The organism is Microbacterium sp. R1, assembly GCF_015159725.1.
GTDB lineage: Bacteria > Actinomycetota > Actinomycetes > Actinomycetales > Microbacteriaceae > Microbacterium > Microbacterium oxydans.
Genome location: NZ_JADDUD010000007.1, coordinates 117,500 through 132,589, shown reverse-complemented (window position 1 = coordinate 132,589; position 15,090 = coordinate 117,500). Strand labels below are relative to the sequence as shown.

General features: G+C 68.6%; 16 protein-coding genes. 8 read left to right on the top strand and 8 right to left on the bottom strand.

Translation table 11 applies throughout. The annotated features are described in order from the left end of the window. The first annotated feature begins 245 nt into the window (after positions 1-245). Genes ILP86_RS19410 through ILP86_RS19400 form a run of 3 tightly spaced genes read left to right on the top strand, consistent with a single transcriptional unit; the run spans position 246 to position 2,904 of the window. Positions 246-560, top strand: a complete 315-nt coding sequence (locus tag ILP86_RS19410) for a hypothetical protein (RefSeq protein ID WP_058631566.1) — start codon at positions 246-248, stop codon at positions 558-560. Continuing rightward, positions 541-2,229: an alpha/beta hydrolase gene (locus ILP86_RS19405; protein WP_193762714.1), complete on the top strand. Its 1,689-nt coding sequence runs from the start codon at positions 541-543 to the stop codon at positions 2,227-2,229. The genes ILP86_RS19410 and ILP86_RS19405 overlap by 20 nt, the downstream gene beginning before the upstream one ends. A 33-nt stretch (positions 2,230-2,262) precedes the next feature. Further along, on the top strand, positions 2,263-2,904 hold the full coding sequence (locus ILP86_RS19400) for a hypothetical protein (protein WP_058631564.1): 642 nt from the start codon (positions 2,263-2,265) through the stop codon (positions 2,902-2,904). 13 nt (positions 2,905-2,917) lie between these two features. On the opposite strand, the gene ILP86_RS19395 is transcribed toward ILP86_RS19400, so the two are convergent. Both ILP86_RS19395 and ILP86_RS19390 read right to left on the bottom strand, forming a co-directional pair. Further along, positions 2,918-3,394 (bottom strand): dehydrogenase, encoded by a 477-nt coding sequence (locus ILP86_RS19395; protein WP_058631563.1) that lies wholly within the window; start codon positions 3,392-3,394, stop codon positions 2,918-2,920. Positions 3,395-3,448: 54 nt separating this feature from the next. Continuing rightward, the gene (locus tag ILP86_RS19390) at positions 3,449-4,438 is read right to left on the bottom strand and encodes a malate dehydrogenase (protein ID WP_193762713.1); all 990 of its coding nucleotides are present in this window, start codon (positions 4,436-4,438) and stop codon (positions 3,449-3,451) included. 52 nt (positions 4,439-4,490) lie between these two features. Between ILP86_RS19390 and ILP86_RS19385 the strand changes: the two genes are divergently transcribed. Together ILP86_RS19385 and pip are read left to right on the top strand one after the other, a co-directional pair. Beyond that, a complete protein-coding gene (locus ILP86_RS19385; protein ID WP_193762712.1) occupies positions 4,491-5,375 on the top strand; it encodes a neutral zinc metallopeptidase in 885 nt (294 codons plus the stop codon). Positions 5,376-5,442: 67 nt separating this feature from the next. After that, positions 5,443-6,420, top strand: a complete 978-nt coding sequence (gene pip / locus ILP86_RS19380; protein ID WP_046746659.1) for a prolyl aminopeptidase — start codon at positions 5,443-5,445, stop codon at positions 6,418-6,420. 3 nt (positions 6,421-6,423) lie between these two features. Here pip and ILP86_RS19375 read toward each other — a convergent pair whose 3' ends face one another. From ILP86_RS19375 to ILP86_RS19355, 5 genes are read right to left on the bottom strand one after another with little or no spacing between them, the layout of a single operon-like run. Beyond that, on the bottom strand, positions 6,424-8,244 hold the full coding sequence (locus tag ILP86_RS19375) for an aldehyde dehydrogenase family protein (RefSeq protein WP_193762711.1): 1,821 nt from the start codon (positions 8,242-8,244) through the stop codon (positions 6,424-6,426). Between the two features lie 28 nt (positions 8,245-8,272). Next, the gene (locus tag ILP86_RS19370; RefSeq protein WP_227751426.1) at positions 8,273-9,667 is read right to left on the bottom strand and encodes an MFS transporter; all 1,395 of its coding nucleotides are present in this window, start codon (positions 9,665-9,667) and stop codon (positions 8,273-8,275) included. 31 nt (positions 9,668-9,698) lie between these two features. Continuing rightward, positions 9,699-9,962 (bottom strand): glutaredoxin domain-containing protein, encoded by a 264-nt coding sequence (locus ILP86_RS19365; protein WP_017831447.1) that lies wholly within the window; start codon positions 9,960-9,962, stop codon positions 9,699-9,701. Positions 9,963-10,015: 53 nt separating this feature from the next. Next, positions 10,016-10,993, bottom strand: coding sequence for a cation transporter (locus ILP86_RS19360; RefSeq protein WP_193762710.1), 978 nt, complete (start codon positions 10,991-10,993; stop codon positions 10,016-10,018). Then, a complete protein-coding gene (locus tag ILP86_RS19355; RefSeq protein ID WP_231589635.1) occupies positions 10,990-11,490 on the bottom strand; it encodes a hypothetical protein in 501 nt (166 codons plus the stop codon). The genes ILP86_RS19360 and ILP86_RS19355 overlap by 4 nt, the downstream gene beginning before the upstream one ends. A 135-nt stretch (positions 11,491-11,625) precedes the next feature. On the opposite strand from ILP86_RS19355, the gene ILP86_RS19350 reads away from it, so the two are divergent. Next, the gene (locus tag ILP86_RS19350) at positions 11,626-12,015 is read left to right on the top strand and encodes an SIP domain-containing protein (protein WP_193762709.1); all 390 of its coding nucleotides are present in this window, start codon (positions 11,626-11,628) and stop codon (positions 12,013-12,015) included. A 158-nt stretch (positions 12,016-12,173) separates the two neighbouring features. Here the strand turns inward: ILP86_RS19350 and ILP86_RS19345 are convergent, their stop codons facing one another. Then, positions 12,174-12,629, bottom strand: coding sequence for an adenylyltransferase/cytidyltransferase family protein (locus ILP86_RS19345; protein WP_046746655.1), 456 nt, complete (start codon positions 12,627-12,629; stop codon positions 12,174-12,176). Positions 12,630-12,749: 120 nt separating this feature from the next. Here ILP86_RS19345 and ILP86_RS19340 point away from each other — a divergent pair, with 120 nt between their 5' ends. Both ILP86_RS19340 and ILP86_RS19335 read left to right on the top strand, forming a co-directional pair. After that, positions 12,750-13,970: a glycosyltransferase gene (locus ILP86_RS19340; protein WP_193762708.1), complete on the top strand. Its 1,221-nt coding sequence runs from the start codon at positions 12,750-12,752 to the stop codon at positions 13,968-13,970. Positions 13,971-14,064: 94 nt separating this feature from the next. Next, positions 14,065-15,087, top strand: a complete 1,023-nt coding sequence (locus tag ILP86_RS19335) for a glycosyltransferase family 4 protein (protein ID WP_058631557.1) — start codon at positions 14,065-14,067, stop codon at positions 15,085-15,087. The last annotated feature ends 3 nt before the right edge of the window (positions 15,088-15,090 follow it).

The window sequence follows — 15,090 nt, the reverse complement described above, 5'->3', positions numbered from 1 at the left end:
AGACGGCGGTCGATGGCATCAATGACATGTCGGAGTCGCTGCTGGGGATGATGCGGGCGATCCAGGATCTGGACCAGCAGCTCGCCGGCAGCTGACACACGCTTTCGGGAAGGGGTCGACGGTTCGCCGTCGGCCCCTTCTTCGCGCCTTGTGGTCCGGAGATCACGGGCTGATGGGCAGTTCTCCCCATCGGCGCAGGGCGAGCGTCCGGCTATGGTGGATCGCGGCAGAACCGGGGGGAAGCCATGTCAGACGTCGAGATCGACAAGCGCGCACTCGAAGGCGCCGTCCTGCAGATCAGCTTCTCGATCGGTGACTACGTCATGTACGCCAATGACATCGCCGCGCGCGACACGGGCGTCGGCAATCCCGCGGGGCGCACAGGCCTGCGGGTCATGCTCGAGAACGCGCTGGGGCAGGCGATGCTTGAGGCGCGGGCGCAGCATCTCGCGGGGATCGGCGTCACCGATCGGCTGACGAGCATCAACGAGTCGTTCGAAGACCTCGACGTCTCACTGGGCAGCGGATGGGATGCCGACTATGTCGCTGACCTCTCCTAACCGCGGGTGGACGCTCGAGGAGATCGAGTATGACAGCGGGCAGCTCGAAGGGATCCACGCCGATCTCGGAAAGCTCACGGACGCCGGAGGGAACGCGCAGATCGTGCTGCGCAACATCGACGGCGGCCTCGAGGGGCGAGGTCAGAGCATCACTCTGGTGCAGCGTGAATCGGGGCTGCTCGCCAATCGGATGAACCCCACCATCGCCTCACTCGGACGCATCGCCGACGTCGTGCGGGCCTACGGTGAGGCTGTCGCGACGCACGCCAGAACCGCGAACGACCTGATCGACGACATCGAGACCGCGCATGCGGCGCACGCGGCGGCGGTCGCCGATCTCGAGAGCGCACAGTCCCAGCAGCAGATGTGCACCCCCGACGACGACGCCGGCACGCGCTCGACCGCGGAACAGGACGTCACCGACGCGCAGAGCTCGCTCGCCACGACCCGTAGCGCCCTCGAAGGCCTCTGGGAGAGCTGGGAAGCCGCATACGCGCTCTGGGACGAGGCGTATGGTGCAGCGATCGCCGGACTCGTCCGTTCGGATGGCTCGACCCTCAGTGACTCGACCCTCTCGGCGATCGACGCGCTGGCGAACGCCGACACCCCTGCCGAGGTCACGGAGATCTGGGACGGTCTCACCGATGCACAGCGCGATGCGCTCCGTCTCACGTATCCGGGCTTCATCGGAAACCTCGAAGGCGTGCCCTACCTCGACCGCATGCTCGCCAACAGGACGGCGTATGAACGAGTGATCGACGCCGGACCCTACGGCGAGCCGTTGGACACGCAGTTCAAGGACCTCGGTATCGAGATCAACCGGTTCCAGGGGCAGCTGCTGATGTTCAACCCGTTCGAGCAGCCGCAAGCCACCGCTGCCGTCATGTACGGCGTGACCATTCAGGATGAGAACGGGAACCCCGTCGACCCGCTCAAAGGTGTCACCAACGTGAACGTGCTCGTCGGCGGGATGTTCTCGGGCCTCGGAGACCTCGAGGCATGGGGGCAGAGCGCACGCGACCTGAACTTCTTCGCCGACGGGTACAACGACGGGACCAGGTCGGCGACGATCGCCTGGTACGGATACGACTCGCCCAACCTTCTCACCGAGCACACGATGGGCAGCGCCACAGAGGGGGCCGCGACTCTGAGCACCACGCTGCGAGGGCTCGACAACGAGGTGTCGTCGAGCGTCACCACCTCCGTCATCGGGCACTCGTACGGCAGCACGACCGCTTTCCTGGCGGTTGGTGGATCCCCAGACAACCTCGGTGTCGACAATCTGATCGCGGTCGGCTCGGCGGGAGTGCCGGACGGCTACCACCAGACGTGGACCGGAGATGATCCGATGGACTATTCCGGCACGCAGATCTACGCGTCGCGGGCTCCCGGCGATCTGGTCGCCCGCTACGGTGAGCACAGCTCCTTCGGACACGGCACCAACCCCGAAGAGCTGCCGGGAGCGATCAGCTTCGAAAGCGACGGCGGCACCGTGCCGAAAGTGGGCGGCGGCACCGAGGACGGCCTCGGAACCCCGGGCCACGCGGCGCACGACGGCGGCAACAGTATCTGGGGCTGGTGGGAAGAAGACAACGGGTACCTCGCTCGCGATTCGGAATCCTTCCGTAACATTGCCTACATCGTGGCTAACGGCCAGGCGTGGAACTGAGCCGTGGTGGCAACGGCAGCAAGGGGCGGGCGGATGGGGAAGCGCTGGCGGATCACCGCGGCGGTGGCGGTGCTCGCGCTCGCCCTCACCGGGTGCACGAATGAAGGAGACGGCATGGCGACCCCGACCGGCGACGAGCTCGTCGCCCAGGCGAAGCAGCACTACCTCGACTATCGGGAGGTCACGAACGGCGTCCAGGCGCTGATCTTCGACGGCCCGTGGGAGGCTCCAGGGGGCTCATTCGGCATGGAGCCTTCGGGGGCGGGATGCCCGGACGGTTCTTACAAGTTCTCTCTCGCCCGATCGACGGAGGTGGACCCGGAGCAGCATGCCGAGCGATCCGTCGCTGTGCAGAAGTACCTCACGGATGCGGGCTACGAGCTCGACGGCATGGATCTGGGGTCGGGCGAGACTCAGTCGAGTGATGTGATCGTGCGCGAGCAGGGTGACTTCTCGTTGTTGACGGTGACGTTCATCACGAACGGCAACGTGCTCGTGACGGCGACGACCAAGTGCTGGCCCGGCGACCGTTACGAGCTCGGGGACCTGCTCTTCGGTGATGCGAACCTTTCCGAGGGGTACCTGCCGCGCGAGGAGTCGCCGAGCGATCCGCTGTTCTTCGGTGTGACACCCGGCGAGCCGGCCTTCGGCCCGACGCCCAAGCCCACGCCGTAGGAATCGTCGCCCGTCAGTGGGCGGCGGCCGCGTCGGCCAGGTGCCGGGCGTCGTGGTTCAGCACTTTGACGATGATGCCGTGCTTGCGCAGCTCGGCGACGGTGCGTGCGCCCTCGTCGGCGTCGAGGCCGAGCGCCTTGATGTTCACGACCACGACGACGTCGCCCGTGCGCAGCGTCGAGATGAGGCGGGCGAGGCGGTCGTTCCAGCTCTCCAGGATGTCGGGTGCCGGGTGGCGGAAACCCTCGATCGGCACGCCGAAGCGAGTGAGGTCCTCGCGCTGCTGGACGACCGACGGCATGCCCTCTCGCGACACGACGAGGCCTACCAGGCGCGAACCGTCGGGCCGTGCCGTCCAGAAGTTGCGGTTCTGCTGCAGCTCGGTGAAGCACTTCGGGCACGCTGCGGCATCATGCGGCAGATGCAGGGGGCTCGTGAGAGCCGCATCGACCGATGCCGTGGTCTTCGTGGGATCAATCGTCTCGCTCATCGCGCACCTCCGGCATCCATTCTGCCCTGTCGTCGTGCGTCGCGGTGACCGGATTCACAAGAGACCGAGCGCCTGAACGGCCTCACGCTCCTCGACCAGCTCCGCGACGGAGGCATCGATCCTGGTACGTGCCCAGTCCGTCGGTTCCAGCCCTTCGACGATCTGCCACTCGCCGTCGACCGAACGCACCGGGAACGACGAGATCAGGCCTTCGGGAACCCCGTACTCACCGTGGGAGACGACGCCGGCCGAGGTCCAGTCGTCGGTGCCGTGTACCCAGTCGCGCACGTGGTCGATCGTCGCGCTCGCAGCAGACGCCACGGACGAGGACCCCCGCACCTGGATGATCTCGGCTCCACGCTTGGCGACGCGAGGGATGAACGTCTCGTCGAGCCAGGTGGTCACGTCGCCCACGATCTGCTCGAGCGGCTCGAGCACGGGGCGGCCACCGACCGTCGCATGCGAGATGTCGGGGAACTGCGTCGCGGAGTGGTTGCCCCAGATGGGAACCCGCCGAACCGTGTGCACCGGCACGCCGAGGGTCAGCGCGAGCTGGGCCCGCGCGCGGTTCTCGTCGAGGCGCGTCAGAGCCGTGAACCGCTCGGCGGGCACGCCGTCGGCGGAGGCTGCGGCGATCAGCGCGTTGGTGTTGGCGGGGTTGCCGACCACCGTGATCCGGACACCGGCGGCCGCGTTCGCGGCGATGGCTGCACCCTGGGGGCCGAAGATGCCGCCATTGGCCGCGAGCAGGTCGGCCCGCTCCATGCCGGGGCCGCGGGGGCGAGCGCCGACGAGCAGGGCGAGGTCGCATCCGTCGAAGCCCACCGCCGCGTCATCGGTCACCTCGACGTGCTCGAGCAGGCCGAACGCGCCGTCCTGCAACTCCAGTGCTGCGCCCTCCGCCGCACCGAGTCCTTGCGGGATCTCCAGCAGTCGCAGCCGCACCTTCTCGTCCGGCCCGAGCAGGTCTCCGGCCGCGATGCGGAAGAGGAGTGCGTAGCCGATCTGTCCGCCCGCGCCGGTGATGGTGATCGTGGTCGTCATGCCCCGAGCCTACGTCCGTTCGACATGCTTCTGCTCGGAGTAATCTCGACGCATGACCTTCAATCCCGATGCCGACATCTCGGGCAACACCACGCGTCGACGCGGCCGCACAGCGGCCATCGCCGGCGGTTCCGGCGTGGGAGTGCTCGCGCTCATCGCGCTCATCGCCGGTCCTCTGCTCGGCATCGACCTCAGCGGGTTGGTCGGCGGCGGCGCTCCGAGCGGAGGCAGCGAGCCGGCCGGCGGATCGGCCATCGAGAACTGCGACACGGGGGCCGATGCCAACGCGAACGTCGACTGCCGCATGGCGGGTGCGCAGGTCGCCCTCGATGCCTTCTGGAGCGACAACGTCGAGGGCTACCGCGCGCCGGAGATGATCGTCGTCGACGGGGCGACCTCGACGCAGTGCGGCACCGCCTCCAACGCCGTCGGGCCGTTCTACTGCCCACCGGAGGAGAAGGTGTACGTCGACCCCACGTTCTTCCAGCTCATGCAGCAGCAGTTCGGAGCCTCGGCCGGTGATCTCGCCCAGCTCTACATCGTGGGCCACGAGTGGGGGCACCACATCCAGAATATCACAGGCGATATGGACCGTTACCCGAACAACGGAACGGGCCCCGGCAGCAACGGAGTGCGCATCGAGCTGCAGGCCGACTGCTACGCCGGCGGGTGGCTCGGGCGGATGACGGAGCAGGAGGACGCCGAAGGCAATCCGTACCTGGAGAAGCCGACGGAGCAGCAGATCGAGGACGCGCTGAACGCGGCAGAGGCCGTGGGCGACGACCACATCCAGGAGCAGTCCGGCTTCTCGAATCCGGAGACTTGGACGCACGGCTCCAGCGAACAGAGGAAGCGATGGTTCGCCGAGGGCTACCAGAACGGTCTGGGTGTGTGCGCGCAGGTGCTGACCCTGCCCGCCGATCAGCTGGATCCGTGATACCGGACAGGCGCGAGAACGTCCGCTACCGTTGACGATGTAGTCAGCACGACCGGCCGGGGGACCGATGATGAAGAAGACGGATGCACTGTATCCACCGATAGAGCCGTACGAGACCGGGGAGCTGCTCGTCGGCGACGGCCACCGCGTCTACTGGGAGGTCAGCGGCAATCCCGACGGCAAGCCCGTGGTCTTCCTCCACGGCGGCCCCGGCAGCGGGACGTCCCCCTGGCAGCGGCGGTTCTTCGACCCGAAGCGCTACCGGATCGTGCTGTTCGACCAGCGCGGCTGCGGACGCAGCACCCCGCATGCGAGTGCTCCCGACGCCGACCTCCGCTACATCACGACGGCCCACCTGATCGCCGACATCGAGCTGCTGCGTAAGAACCTCGGCATCGAGAGGTGGCAGGTGTTCGGAGGATCGTGGGGAAGCGCGCTGGCCCTCGCCTACGCGCAGGCGCACCCCGAAGCCGTGACCGAGCTGGTGCTCCGGGGCATCTTCACGCTGCGTCGCGTCGAGCTCGAGTGGTTCTACGAGGGCGGAGCAGCGGCGCTCTTCCCCGATCTCTGGGAGCAGTTCATCGAGCCCATCCCGGTGCTGGAGCGCTCGCACATGATCGAGGCCTACCACCGCCGTCTGTTCGATCCCGATCCCGCTGTGCACGTCCCGGCAGCGATCGCCTGGTCCACCTGGGAAGCGGCGACCGTCACCCTGACGCCGAACGAGGCGCAGATCGAGGCGATGGCCGATCCCGACAAGGCCACGGCATTCGCCCGCATCGAGAACCACTTCTTCGTCCACCGGGGCTGGTGGGAAGAGGGCCAGTTGATCGCCGGAGTCGACGCCATCCGGCACATCCCGACGGTGATCGTGCAGGGGCGCCACGATGTCGCGACGCCGATGATGACCGCGTGGGATCTGCACCGTGCCTGGCCGGAGGCGGAGTTCGTCGTGGTCGACGACGCCGGCCACGCGGCCACGGAACCCGGCACGCAGAAGGCGCTCCGGGCGGCGACGGACCGATTCGCCCGCGCGGAGCGCTGACCGTCAGGCCCGCAGCGCCTTCATCAGGGTCTTCACGAGTCCGCTGATGCGGCCGTCCACCCGATAGCGGGTCAGCCCTTCGCTCACTGCGGCGCCGGTCCGCGAGGAGACGAACCACGGCGGCTTCGGCAGGATGGTGAGGCGTCCGCCCCCGTTCGCGATCGGGAGCGACCGCGGGAACGGGCGGAAGGGGCCACGCAGCACGGAGCGCTCGACCCCGTCGAGCAGGAGGGCGTTGTGCACGACGCCGATGCCGCTCCCGACGTCGTCGATCGTGCCGCCGGGGAACGCGCCCCAGGTGAGGGTAGGGGTGATGAACCCGAATGCGGTCCAGCCGTTGATCGCGATGGAGCCGTAGTGGAGCGCGGCGATGGCCCGTTCGAAGCCGGTGCCGAGCGACTTCTCGGTCGCGGGGTCGATCAGCAGGTTCGCGCCGAGGGTCCCCTGCAGTCTGTCGTTCGCGTGGGCGACAGCGGCGTCGAGGAACTCCTGGCCCGTGCCGGGCACGGTGACGACGCCCAGCACCGGTGCGAAGTACTCGGTGTTCTCCAGGGCGGTCGGATCGTCGTCGGCATCGATCTCGACGAGCAGTCTGTCGCCGAGCACGAGGGCATCGGGGTAGGCGTCGGTCGCGAGCTCCATCCGCGAGGGTGATCCCGGGTACCAGATCGGGCGCTCGGGGGCGTTCGCATACGCACGTCGCAGGGCTGCGCGGAAGGCGTCGGCCTGGTCCCAGTCGGACGACATGATCACGACCTGGCCCGCGATGCAGTTGTGACCGCAGTTCTGCAGGCGCATCGTCACGATGTGCTCGGCCTGGTAGGTGAGGTCGGCGTCGGTCCACGCGCCAGGCACCACGATGATCGGCGAGACGCCGCCCAGCTCTGCCGTGATCGGCTTCTTCAGCAGTGGACGGTTCTCGCGTCGACGTCGCTTCGTCGCGGATGCGCCGTCACCCTTCGACGGGCCCCAGACGATGGTGTCGAACGTCGCCGCCGAGCCGGTGATGTGCACGTGCACGAGGCCTGGATGACCGGTGAGATACGAGCCGGTGGCGGGCCCGCCGCGGACGATGCGCAGGAAGCCGGGCTCGATGAGGGGCGCGAGCGCGCGCTTGTACACGGGCACCAGCGCGTCCTGCGTGGGGTTCACCTTGAGCAGTGCCGTGCGGTTGTGGGCGAGCAGTTCGTAGAGCACATCGAGCACCGGGATCGAGGTCACGTTCCCCGCGCCGAGCACGAGGCCGACGCCGCCCGACTCGGTGGGCGTGCGCTGCGCGAGACCGGCTGATGCGCGTGCCGCTCCCGGGGTGATCCCCGGTTCCAGCCAGACCTCGCCCGTGAATCCGGACAGCAGGAACCTGTCGATGCCCGTGAGAGGGAAGGCGTGTACGCGGGTGCGTCCGCCCGGTGCGCGATCGATGGAGATCCCGTCGAGGGGGTTGGCACCGTTCGCGAGACGGGAGAGCGTCTCGATGTAGGCGTCGAGAGCACCGAGCACACTGTAGGGACCGCTCAGCCACTCCTCGCCGCGGAGGGGATGGCGCGCGTCCAGGCCCTTCGAGGATGCGGCCGTGTTCGCCCAGTCCTCGGCCGTCGAGGCCACGCTCGTCCGAACCGCCCGCAGCAGCGTCACCCGCTGGGCGACCGTGAGCGCCGACCACGTGCGCGCTCCGACCTGGAGGGCGTCGACAGCGGTGTCGAGCCGCTCCCGTTCGCCTTCGCCCAGCCCCGGCGCTTCGTTCTTCGGCGCACCCTTCGACGCGCTCTTCGAGTCGGCAGCGGCGGCCGCTGGGGAGGTGGCGGTTGTGCTCGCAGAAGTCATCGACGTCTCCTTCGGACGGGATCCCAGCTTAGGCGTCGGAGGTCTCGAGGGCATCGATGTCCGCGCGGCGCAGTCGGTAGCGGCGGAGCGTCACCAGGCTGCCGGCCATCAACACGGCGGGCAGGATGCTGAAGCTGAGGACGATGCCCGTCACCGCGGCCGCCGGTTGCTCGACGGTGGTGCCGGCGACGGTCGAGACGTACCCGGTCGCTGCAAGGGTCAGGGACACCGCCGTCGCGCCCAGGGCGAACCCCACCGTCTCCCCGGCGGTCCAGATGCCGGTGAACGTGCCGGCCTGCCCTGCCCCGCTCGTACGCTCGTCGTGCGAGATCACATCGGGAAGCATCGCCATCGGCAGCGACTGCAGCCCCGCGTACGCGATGCCGGCGACGGCGACCGAGGCGTAGATCCAGAGGCCGGGCGACCACACGGCCACGACGAGCGATGCGGCAGCAGCCGTGAACAGCGCGCTGGCCATCGCGAAGGCCCGCTCCTTGCCCACGCGTCGGGCGATGACCGTCCACCCCGGGGTCGCGAGCAGCGCCGGGCCCACGAGCGCGACGAACACGAACGTCACCGCATCCTCCGAGCGCAGCACCCACGTGGCGACGTACTGCGCGCCGGCGAGCATCGTCCCGGTCGCGAGGGCCTGCAGGACGAAGGTGCCCAGCAGCGCGCGGAAGGGCTGGCTGCGTCCGAGTGCCCGGAAGCCCGACATGTACTGATCACGCCACGTGGATGCGGCGACGGCCGCGCCGGGCGTGACCGCGCCGCGTTCGGCGGCGACGCCCGCTGTGCGGGAGGCGATGAGCATCCCGATGCCGATCACGAGCCCGGAGGCGATGCCCATCAGGAGGTAGCCCATGACGGGGTCGTCACCGGCGTTGCGCAACGCCGGGCCGCCGGCGCCGAACAACAGGATGGCCGCCGTGAGCACGACCACGCGCCACCCGAGCAGACGTGTGCGCTCGTCGTAATTGCCGGTCAGTTCAGCCGGCAGAGCGACGTACGGCACCTGGAAGAGGCTGAAGGCCGTCGCGGTCGCGAGGAAGGCCAGCAGTACGCTGATCGCTCCGGCGGTCGGACCCCACGACGGCGGTACCGCGAACGTGAGGGCGAAGAAGACGGGGAGTGCGAGCGCGCCGGTGACCATGAAACCGCGACGCGATCCGGTGCGGGCGAGCTGACGATCGGATGCGGCGCCGATCAGCGGATCGATCAGCACATCCCAGATCTTCGCGGCCGTCACGATCATCCCCGCAGCGAGCGCGGCGACGCCGAGGTTGTCCGTGAGGAAGTAGGTAAGCACCAGCCCGGGCAACGTGGCATAGCCGCCGGTGCCGAGCGAGCCGATCGCGTACAGCACGATCGTGCGGGGAGACAGGCGGACTGATGCTCGTTCGGGCCGAGCCTCGGTGCTCATCGCGCCAGTGTAGCGGCGCGATGCGGCCGGATCAGATCAGCGAGAGCTCGCGCAGCTTCGACTCGACGTCGGCGTTCGACGGCTCCACGTGGTGCGAGGCATCGGGGTACACGACGACGGGGATGTTGGTACGGCCCGAGATCTCCTTCGCGACGTCTGCGGCCGCGGGCTCGGCGACGAGGTCGACATACGTGTACTCCACCCCGAGCGCGTCGAGCTGCTTCTTGGTGCGGATGCAGTCGCGGCACCAGTCGGCGCCGAACATCGTGATGGTGTCGGAGGCAGGAGAAGTCATGCACCCAGCCTACGGCCGCCCGGAGGGGCTGGCGCTGAGTGGCGGCTGGGCGTTCATCGACCGGTGTCCGCTTCGTCGGGCAGTCTCTCCACCGGCACCACCACGACGTCCTGCATCTTCCAGTCGATGTCGGTGATCCCCTCGGCGACCGCGGTCAGATCATGCAGCGCGACCTTGCGTCGGTGCGGCACGACGAAGGCCTCGATGTGGAAGACCTGACCCTGATCGCGCATGCGCACCCCTGCCTCGGCGATCCACGGGCGACTGCGCAGATACGACACGATGTCGGCGGCGAGGGGATGCGGGTGCTTGCTGTCGTACGTGCGCGCGCGCTGATCCATCAGATCGACCACGGCCGTCCTCGTGTTGCGGAAGCCGTCCCAGATGATCCCGAGCGAGATGAAGAGCGCCGCCACGCCGTCCAGCCACCAGAGCCCGACACCCACGCCGAGCACCCCGACGATCGATGCCACCGTGGTCTGCCAGTCGGCCTTCGCCATGTCGGCGTCGGCGAAGAGGAGTTTGTTGTGCAGCACGGGGGCGAGCTTCGACTTGGCCGGGCCGTACATGAACACGGGGCCGATGATGACGACGACCATCACGGCGACCATGAGCCAACCCAGCCAGACGGTCTGCCCGAACAACTGCACCGTGCCGATCGTCGGGTGCTCGGCGGCGACCAGTCCGGTGATGGCCTCGACGGCGAGGTTCAGACCGACGGCCAGGAGCGCGACACCCGCGACGAGGTGGCCGACGCCCATGGCGCGATGCAGGCCGTACGGGTGTTTCCTTGTCGGTCGACGCCGCACGAGGAGCAGAGCCGTGAGGAACGCAATCTGCGGGATCAGCGACAGCATGTCCTCGATCCACGCGGTCCGCATCGCCTGCGACTCCCCGACCACGAGAGCGATGACGGCGATCGTGATCGACGTGTAGACGATCGTGAAGATCTCCCACTTCACCGCGCTGCGGATCGCGCGCTGCTGCTTCGGCGGCAGGGTGGTGCGCCCGAACTGCCCGGTCTCGGTCATCCGCCGACCTCCTCGTCGAGGAAGGTCTCGAGCTTCGTCAGGAACGCGTTCTCGCCGAGCGGGACGAGCATGACGATCTCGCGACCGTTCGCCCCCTGGATCTGCGTGTATCCACGGCTCACGCCGGCCTTGTCCACCCACGGGGTGTCTGAGGTGATACCTCCGGCGATGAGGTCGAGCTCGCCGTCCTCGAGCATCGACACCAGCGTCTCCTCCGAGGCGACCGTCCAGTCGGTCTCTGCGTCGATGCTCGAGGCGAACTCATCCACCAGGTCGACGATGCTCCCGCTCGGCGCACCACCGTCGACATGGACGAGGTCGCCGTCCGGCGCGGTTCCGACGCGCAGTTCGCCGCCCGACACGGTGCTCAGCGTTCCGTCCGGGTCGGCGGGCACGGTGACGCCGCAGCCGCTGAGCGAGGTCGCCAGGAGCAGGGCGCCGAGGATCGAGGCCGCCCGCGGCTGGAAGCGTTCGCGGCGTGACGATGGTCTGTTCACGCCAGCAGGATGCTCCCGCTGAGCGCCACGGCACAGGTGGTTGACGAGGTGAGGGAGAGCGCGTTAGCGCCGAGACGGAGCGCCGCATCGGATCCATCTCTTGTAAGTAAGGGTGCCCTTACTTACACTGGGGGCATGGGCGCATGCGAACACCTGGAAGACCCCGACTGGGACGACATCGAGGGTGCCGTGCTCATCGCCGGCGATGCGGCCGATGCCGGGTTCATCGCACGCATCGCCGCGCGGCTGCCGTGGGACGCCCAGGGGGTCGTCATCCTCGAGGCGGCGGCGCGTATCCAGCTCCGACACATCGACGTCCCCGACGGGGTGTCGGTGCGGTGGCTGGTTCGCGGAGACGGTACCAGGGCCCACACGCGAGGAGAGAGGCTTGCGAACGCGGTGCATGCCTGGTGCGTCGAATGGGCCTGCAGCGAGCCGCCTTCGCAGTGGACGGTCTGGCTCGGGCCGCACACGCCACCGCACGTGGCCCGCATGGCGCGGAGCCTCCTCGGCGTCGCCAATTGAGCTGCGCGAGGGCCAATTGAGCTGCGCGAGGGCCAATTGAGCTGCGCGAGGGCCGACTGAGCCGCGCGAGGGCCGACAGAGCCGCGCGAAGGCAGACAGAGCCGCGCGAAGGCAGACCGGGCGGATCGACCGGGTGACCCCGGTGACCGCTCAGGCGCTCAGCGCACCGAGGCGACGGCGGGAGCGTTCGCCCCGGCGGTGATCGCGTCGAGGGCGCGGCGCAGCGACGAACTCGACGTGTGCGCCGTGTACGGGAAGTACACGACCTCGACCCCGACCTCGGCGAACTCGCGCTCCAAGCGCAGGCCCTTGTCGGTGCCGCGCCAGTCGTCGCCCTTGAAGAAGTGCGTGAACTGCACGTCGCGCCACGAGTCCATCTTCGAAGGCGTCGTCTCGACGTAGACGTCGTCGACGAACGAGATGTGCTTCACTATCTCCGCACGCTCCGCGGTCGGGATGACGGGCTCGATGCCCTTCACCTGACGCAGCATCTCGTCGCTGACGACACCGGCGATCAGAATGTCGCAGTGCTGCTTGGCGTGACGAAGTAGATTCAGATGCCCGACGTGAAACAGGTCGAAAGCACCAACGGCATAGCCGATACGCGTCCCCATGATCTCCCCAGATCAGTAATTCCCCAGTAAGCGGATCCCCATCCGCTCCGCGACTCCCACAGCCGCGGTTCGAGAGTCTAGCAGGTTCGGGTTTCCTTCCGCATAGGAACCCGTGGAACGATGGAGGCCGCACGCGATGCGCGTGAGGGACAGGGGGCGGACGTGGGGGCACGGGTCACGGTCATCGTGCCGACGTTCAACGAGCGCGACAACGTCGCCGAGCTCGTGGCGCGCACGGCCGCAGCGCTCGACGGGTGGGACGCGGAGATCCTGTTCGTCGACGACAGCACGGACGATACGGCAGTCGAGATCGCCAGGGTCGCGGCGGACGCGCCGATCCCCGTGCGCGTGCTCCACCGCTCCGAGAACACCGGGGGCCTGGGCGGCGCGGTCGTCGTCGGGCTCGGGGCTGCCGCGGCCGACGTCTGCATCGTGATGGACGGCGATCTCCAGCATCCGCCCGAGCTCCTCCCCGCCCTCCTCGCCCGGTATGCGCAGGGGGACGCCGATGTCGTCGCCGCGTCGCGCTACGTCGGCGGAGGGGATACGAGCGGTCTCGGCACGGCGGTGCGCTTCGGCGTCTCCCGCGTGGCGACCTGGCTCACCAGGGCCATGTTCCCGATCCGCCTGGCCCACAGCACCGACCCGATGACCGGTTTCTTCCTCGTCGACCGCGCGCGCCTCGACCTCTCCACGCTCCAGCCTCGCGGTTTCAAGATCCTCCTGGAGATCCTGGCCCGCAACGACATGCGCATCACCGAGGTGCCGATGGAGTTCGCCGAGCGTCGCCACGGCACCTCGAAGGCGAGCCTGCGTCAGGGGGCGATGTTCCTCGAGCACCTCGCGCGACTGCGCTTCGGCAAGATGTCGCTGTTCGCACTGATCGGCGTGATCGGAGCAGCAGCGAACCTCGGCATCATGTGGGTGCTGACGGCCGCGGGCGTGCCGTACATCTGGGCGGCGATCATCGGAGCCGAGGTCACGATCGTCGGCAACTTCCTGCTGCAGGAGCGGTTCGTGTTCGCCGACATGCGCACGGATGCCCGCGGTCTCGGCATCCGCTTCGCCAGCTCCTTCGCCTTCAACAACGTCGAGGCGGCTCTGCGCATCCCGGTGATGGCGCTGATGGTCGAGTCGTGGCACATCTCGAGCGTCGTCGCGACAGGCCTCTCGCTCATCGTGGCGTTCTTCGCCCGGTTCCTGTTCCACTCGCTCGTCGTGTACGCGCCGAAGCGTCGGAGCAAGGACCATGCGGTCGGCGTCGAGCCGCCCACCGACACCGCGGCGCAACGCGTGATCAGGGCGATCGACGCCGAGGTGATGAAGCCCGGCGAGCTCTAGCGCCGGAGCGCGAAGGCGGGGCTCGAGGGCAGAGCGAAGCGGTCTCCGGAACTTCTCTCTTGCCAGGATCCGTGGCGAGGTCCATAGTTGGCTCGTGGAATCCGAGGGCAGTCCCTCCCTGACTCTCACCTGGGCGCATCGAGCCGAACAGTCGGCGCGCGCCTGGGAGCAGAGCCACGCCAGGGGAGAGGTGCCCAGTGTCTGGCCGTACGGCTTCGATGCGCTACGCGACCACGCGGCCGTGGAGGTGGTCGACCTCGCCCCGCCGAGCAGAATCGCACGGGCTCGCTCGCGACTCTCCCTGGGGCCGCGTCCCGCCCGCGGTCTCGCGCTCACCTGGGATGAGAACACGGCCTATCGGATGCAGACCACGCACCCGCGGGATCGCTTCGCCACCGGCGTGATCTGGCTCACCGACATGGCCGAGACAGACGGAGCACCGGAGCGGATGCTGGCGATGCTGCGCAGGGCGGAGGCCGCCTGGGTGCTCAGCGAGGCGCAGGTCGAGCCGCTGCGCACGATGCTGGGGGGAACGGAGACGCGGGTGTTCGCGGTGCCCTTCGGCATCGACAGCTCCTTCTTCGTCGCGAGGCCCTACCCGGCGCGGCCGTGCATCGTCAGCGCCGGCAACGACAGAGACCGCGACCCGGCGACTCTCTTCGCGGCGCTCGCGCGTGTGCTCGCCATCCGTCCGGAGACGGACGTGGTCGTGCAGACCCGTTCGGACCTCGACCCGCCGGAGGGGGTGCGGGTCGTCCGCCATCTGCCGCACGCCGAGCTGCGTGACCTCTACGCCACGGCGAGCGTCGTGGTCGTTCCGACCAGGGAGAACCTCCACGCATCCGGGATGACTGTCGCGCTCGAAGCCCTCGCGACGGCCCGTCCGGTCGTGGTCTCCGATACCCCGGGGATGCGCCAGTACGTCGGTGAGGGGCGCACCGGTCACCTCGTTCCCGCTGAGGATCCCGCCGAGCTCGCCCTCGCGCTGCTCCGTCTTCTCGATCACCCCGAGCGCGCCGCCGAGCTCGGGCGGAACGGGCGCATCGAGGTCGAGCGGCAGTTCACCACGCAAGTGATGGTCGCCGCCCTGGTGCGGGGGCTGCTGACCCCGAGGTGACCG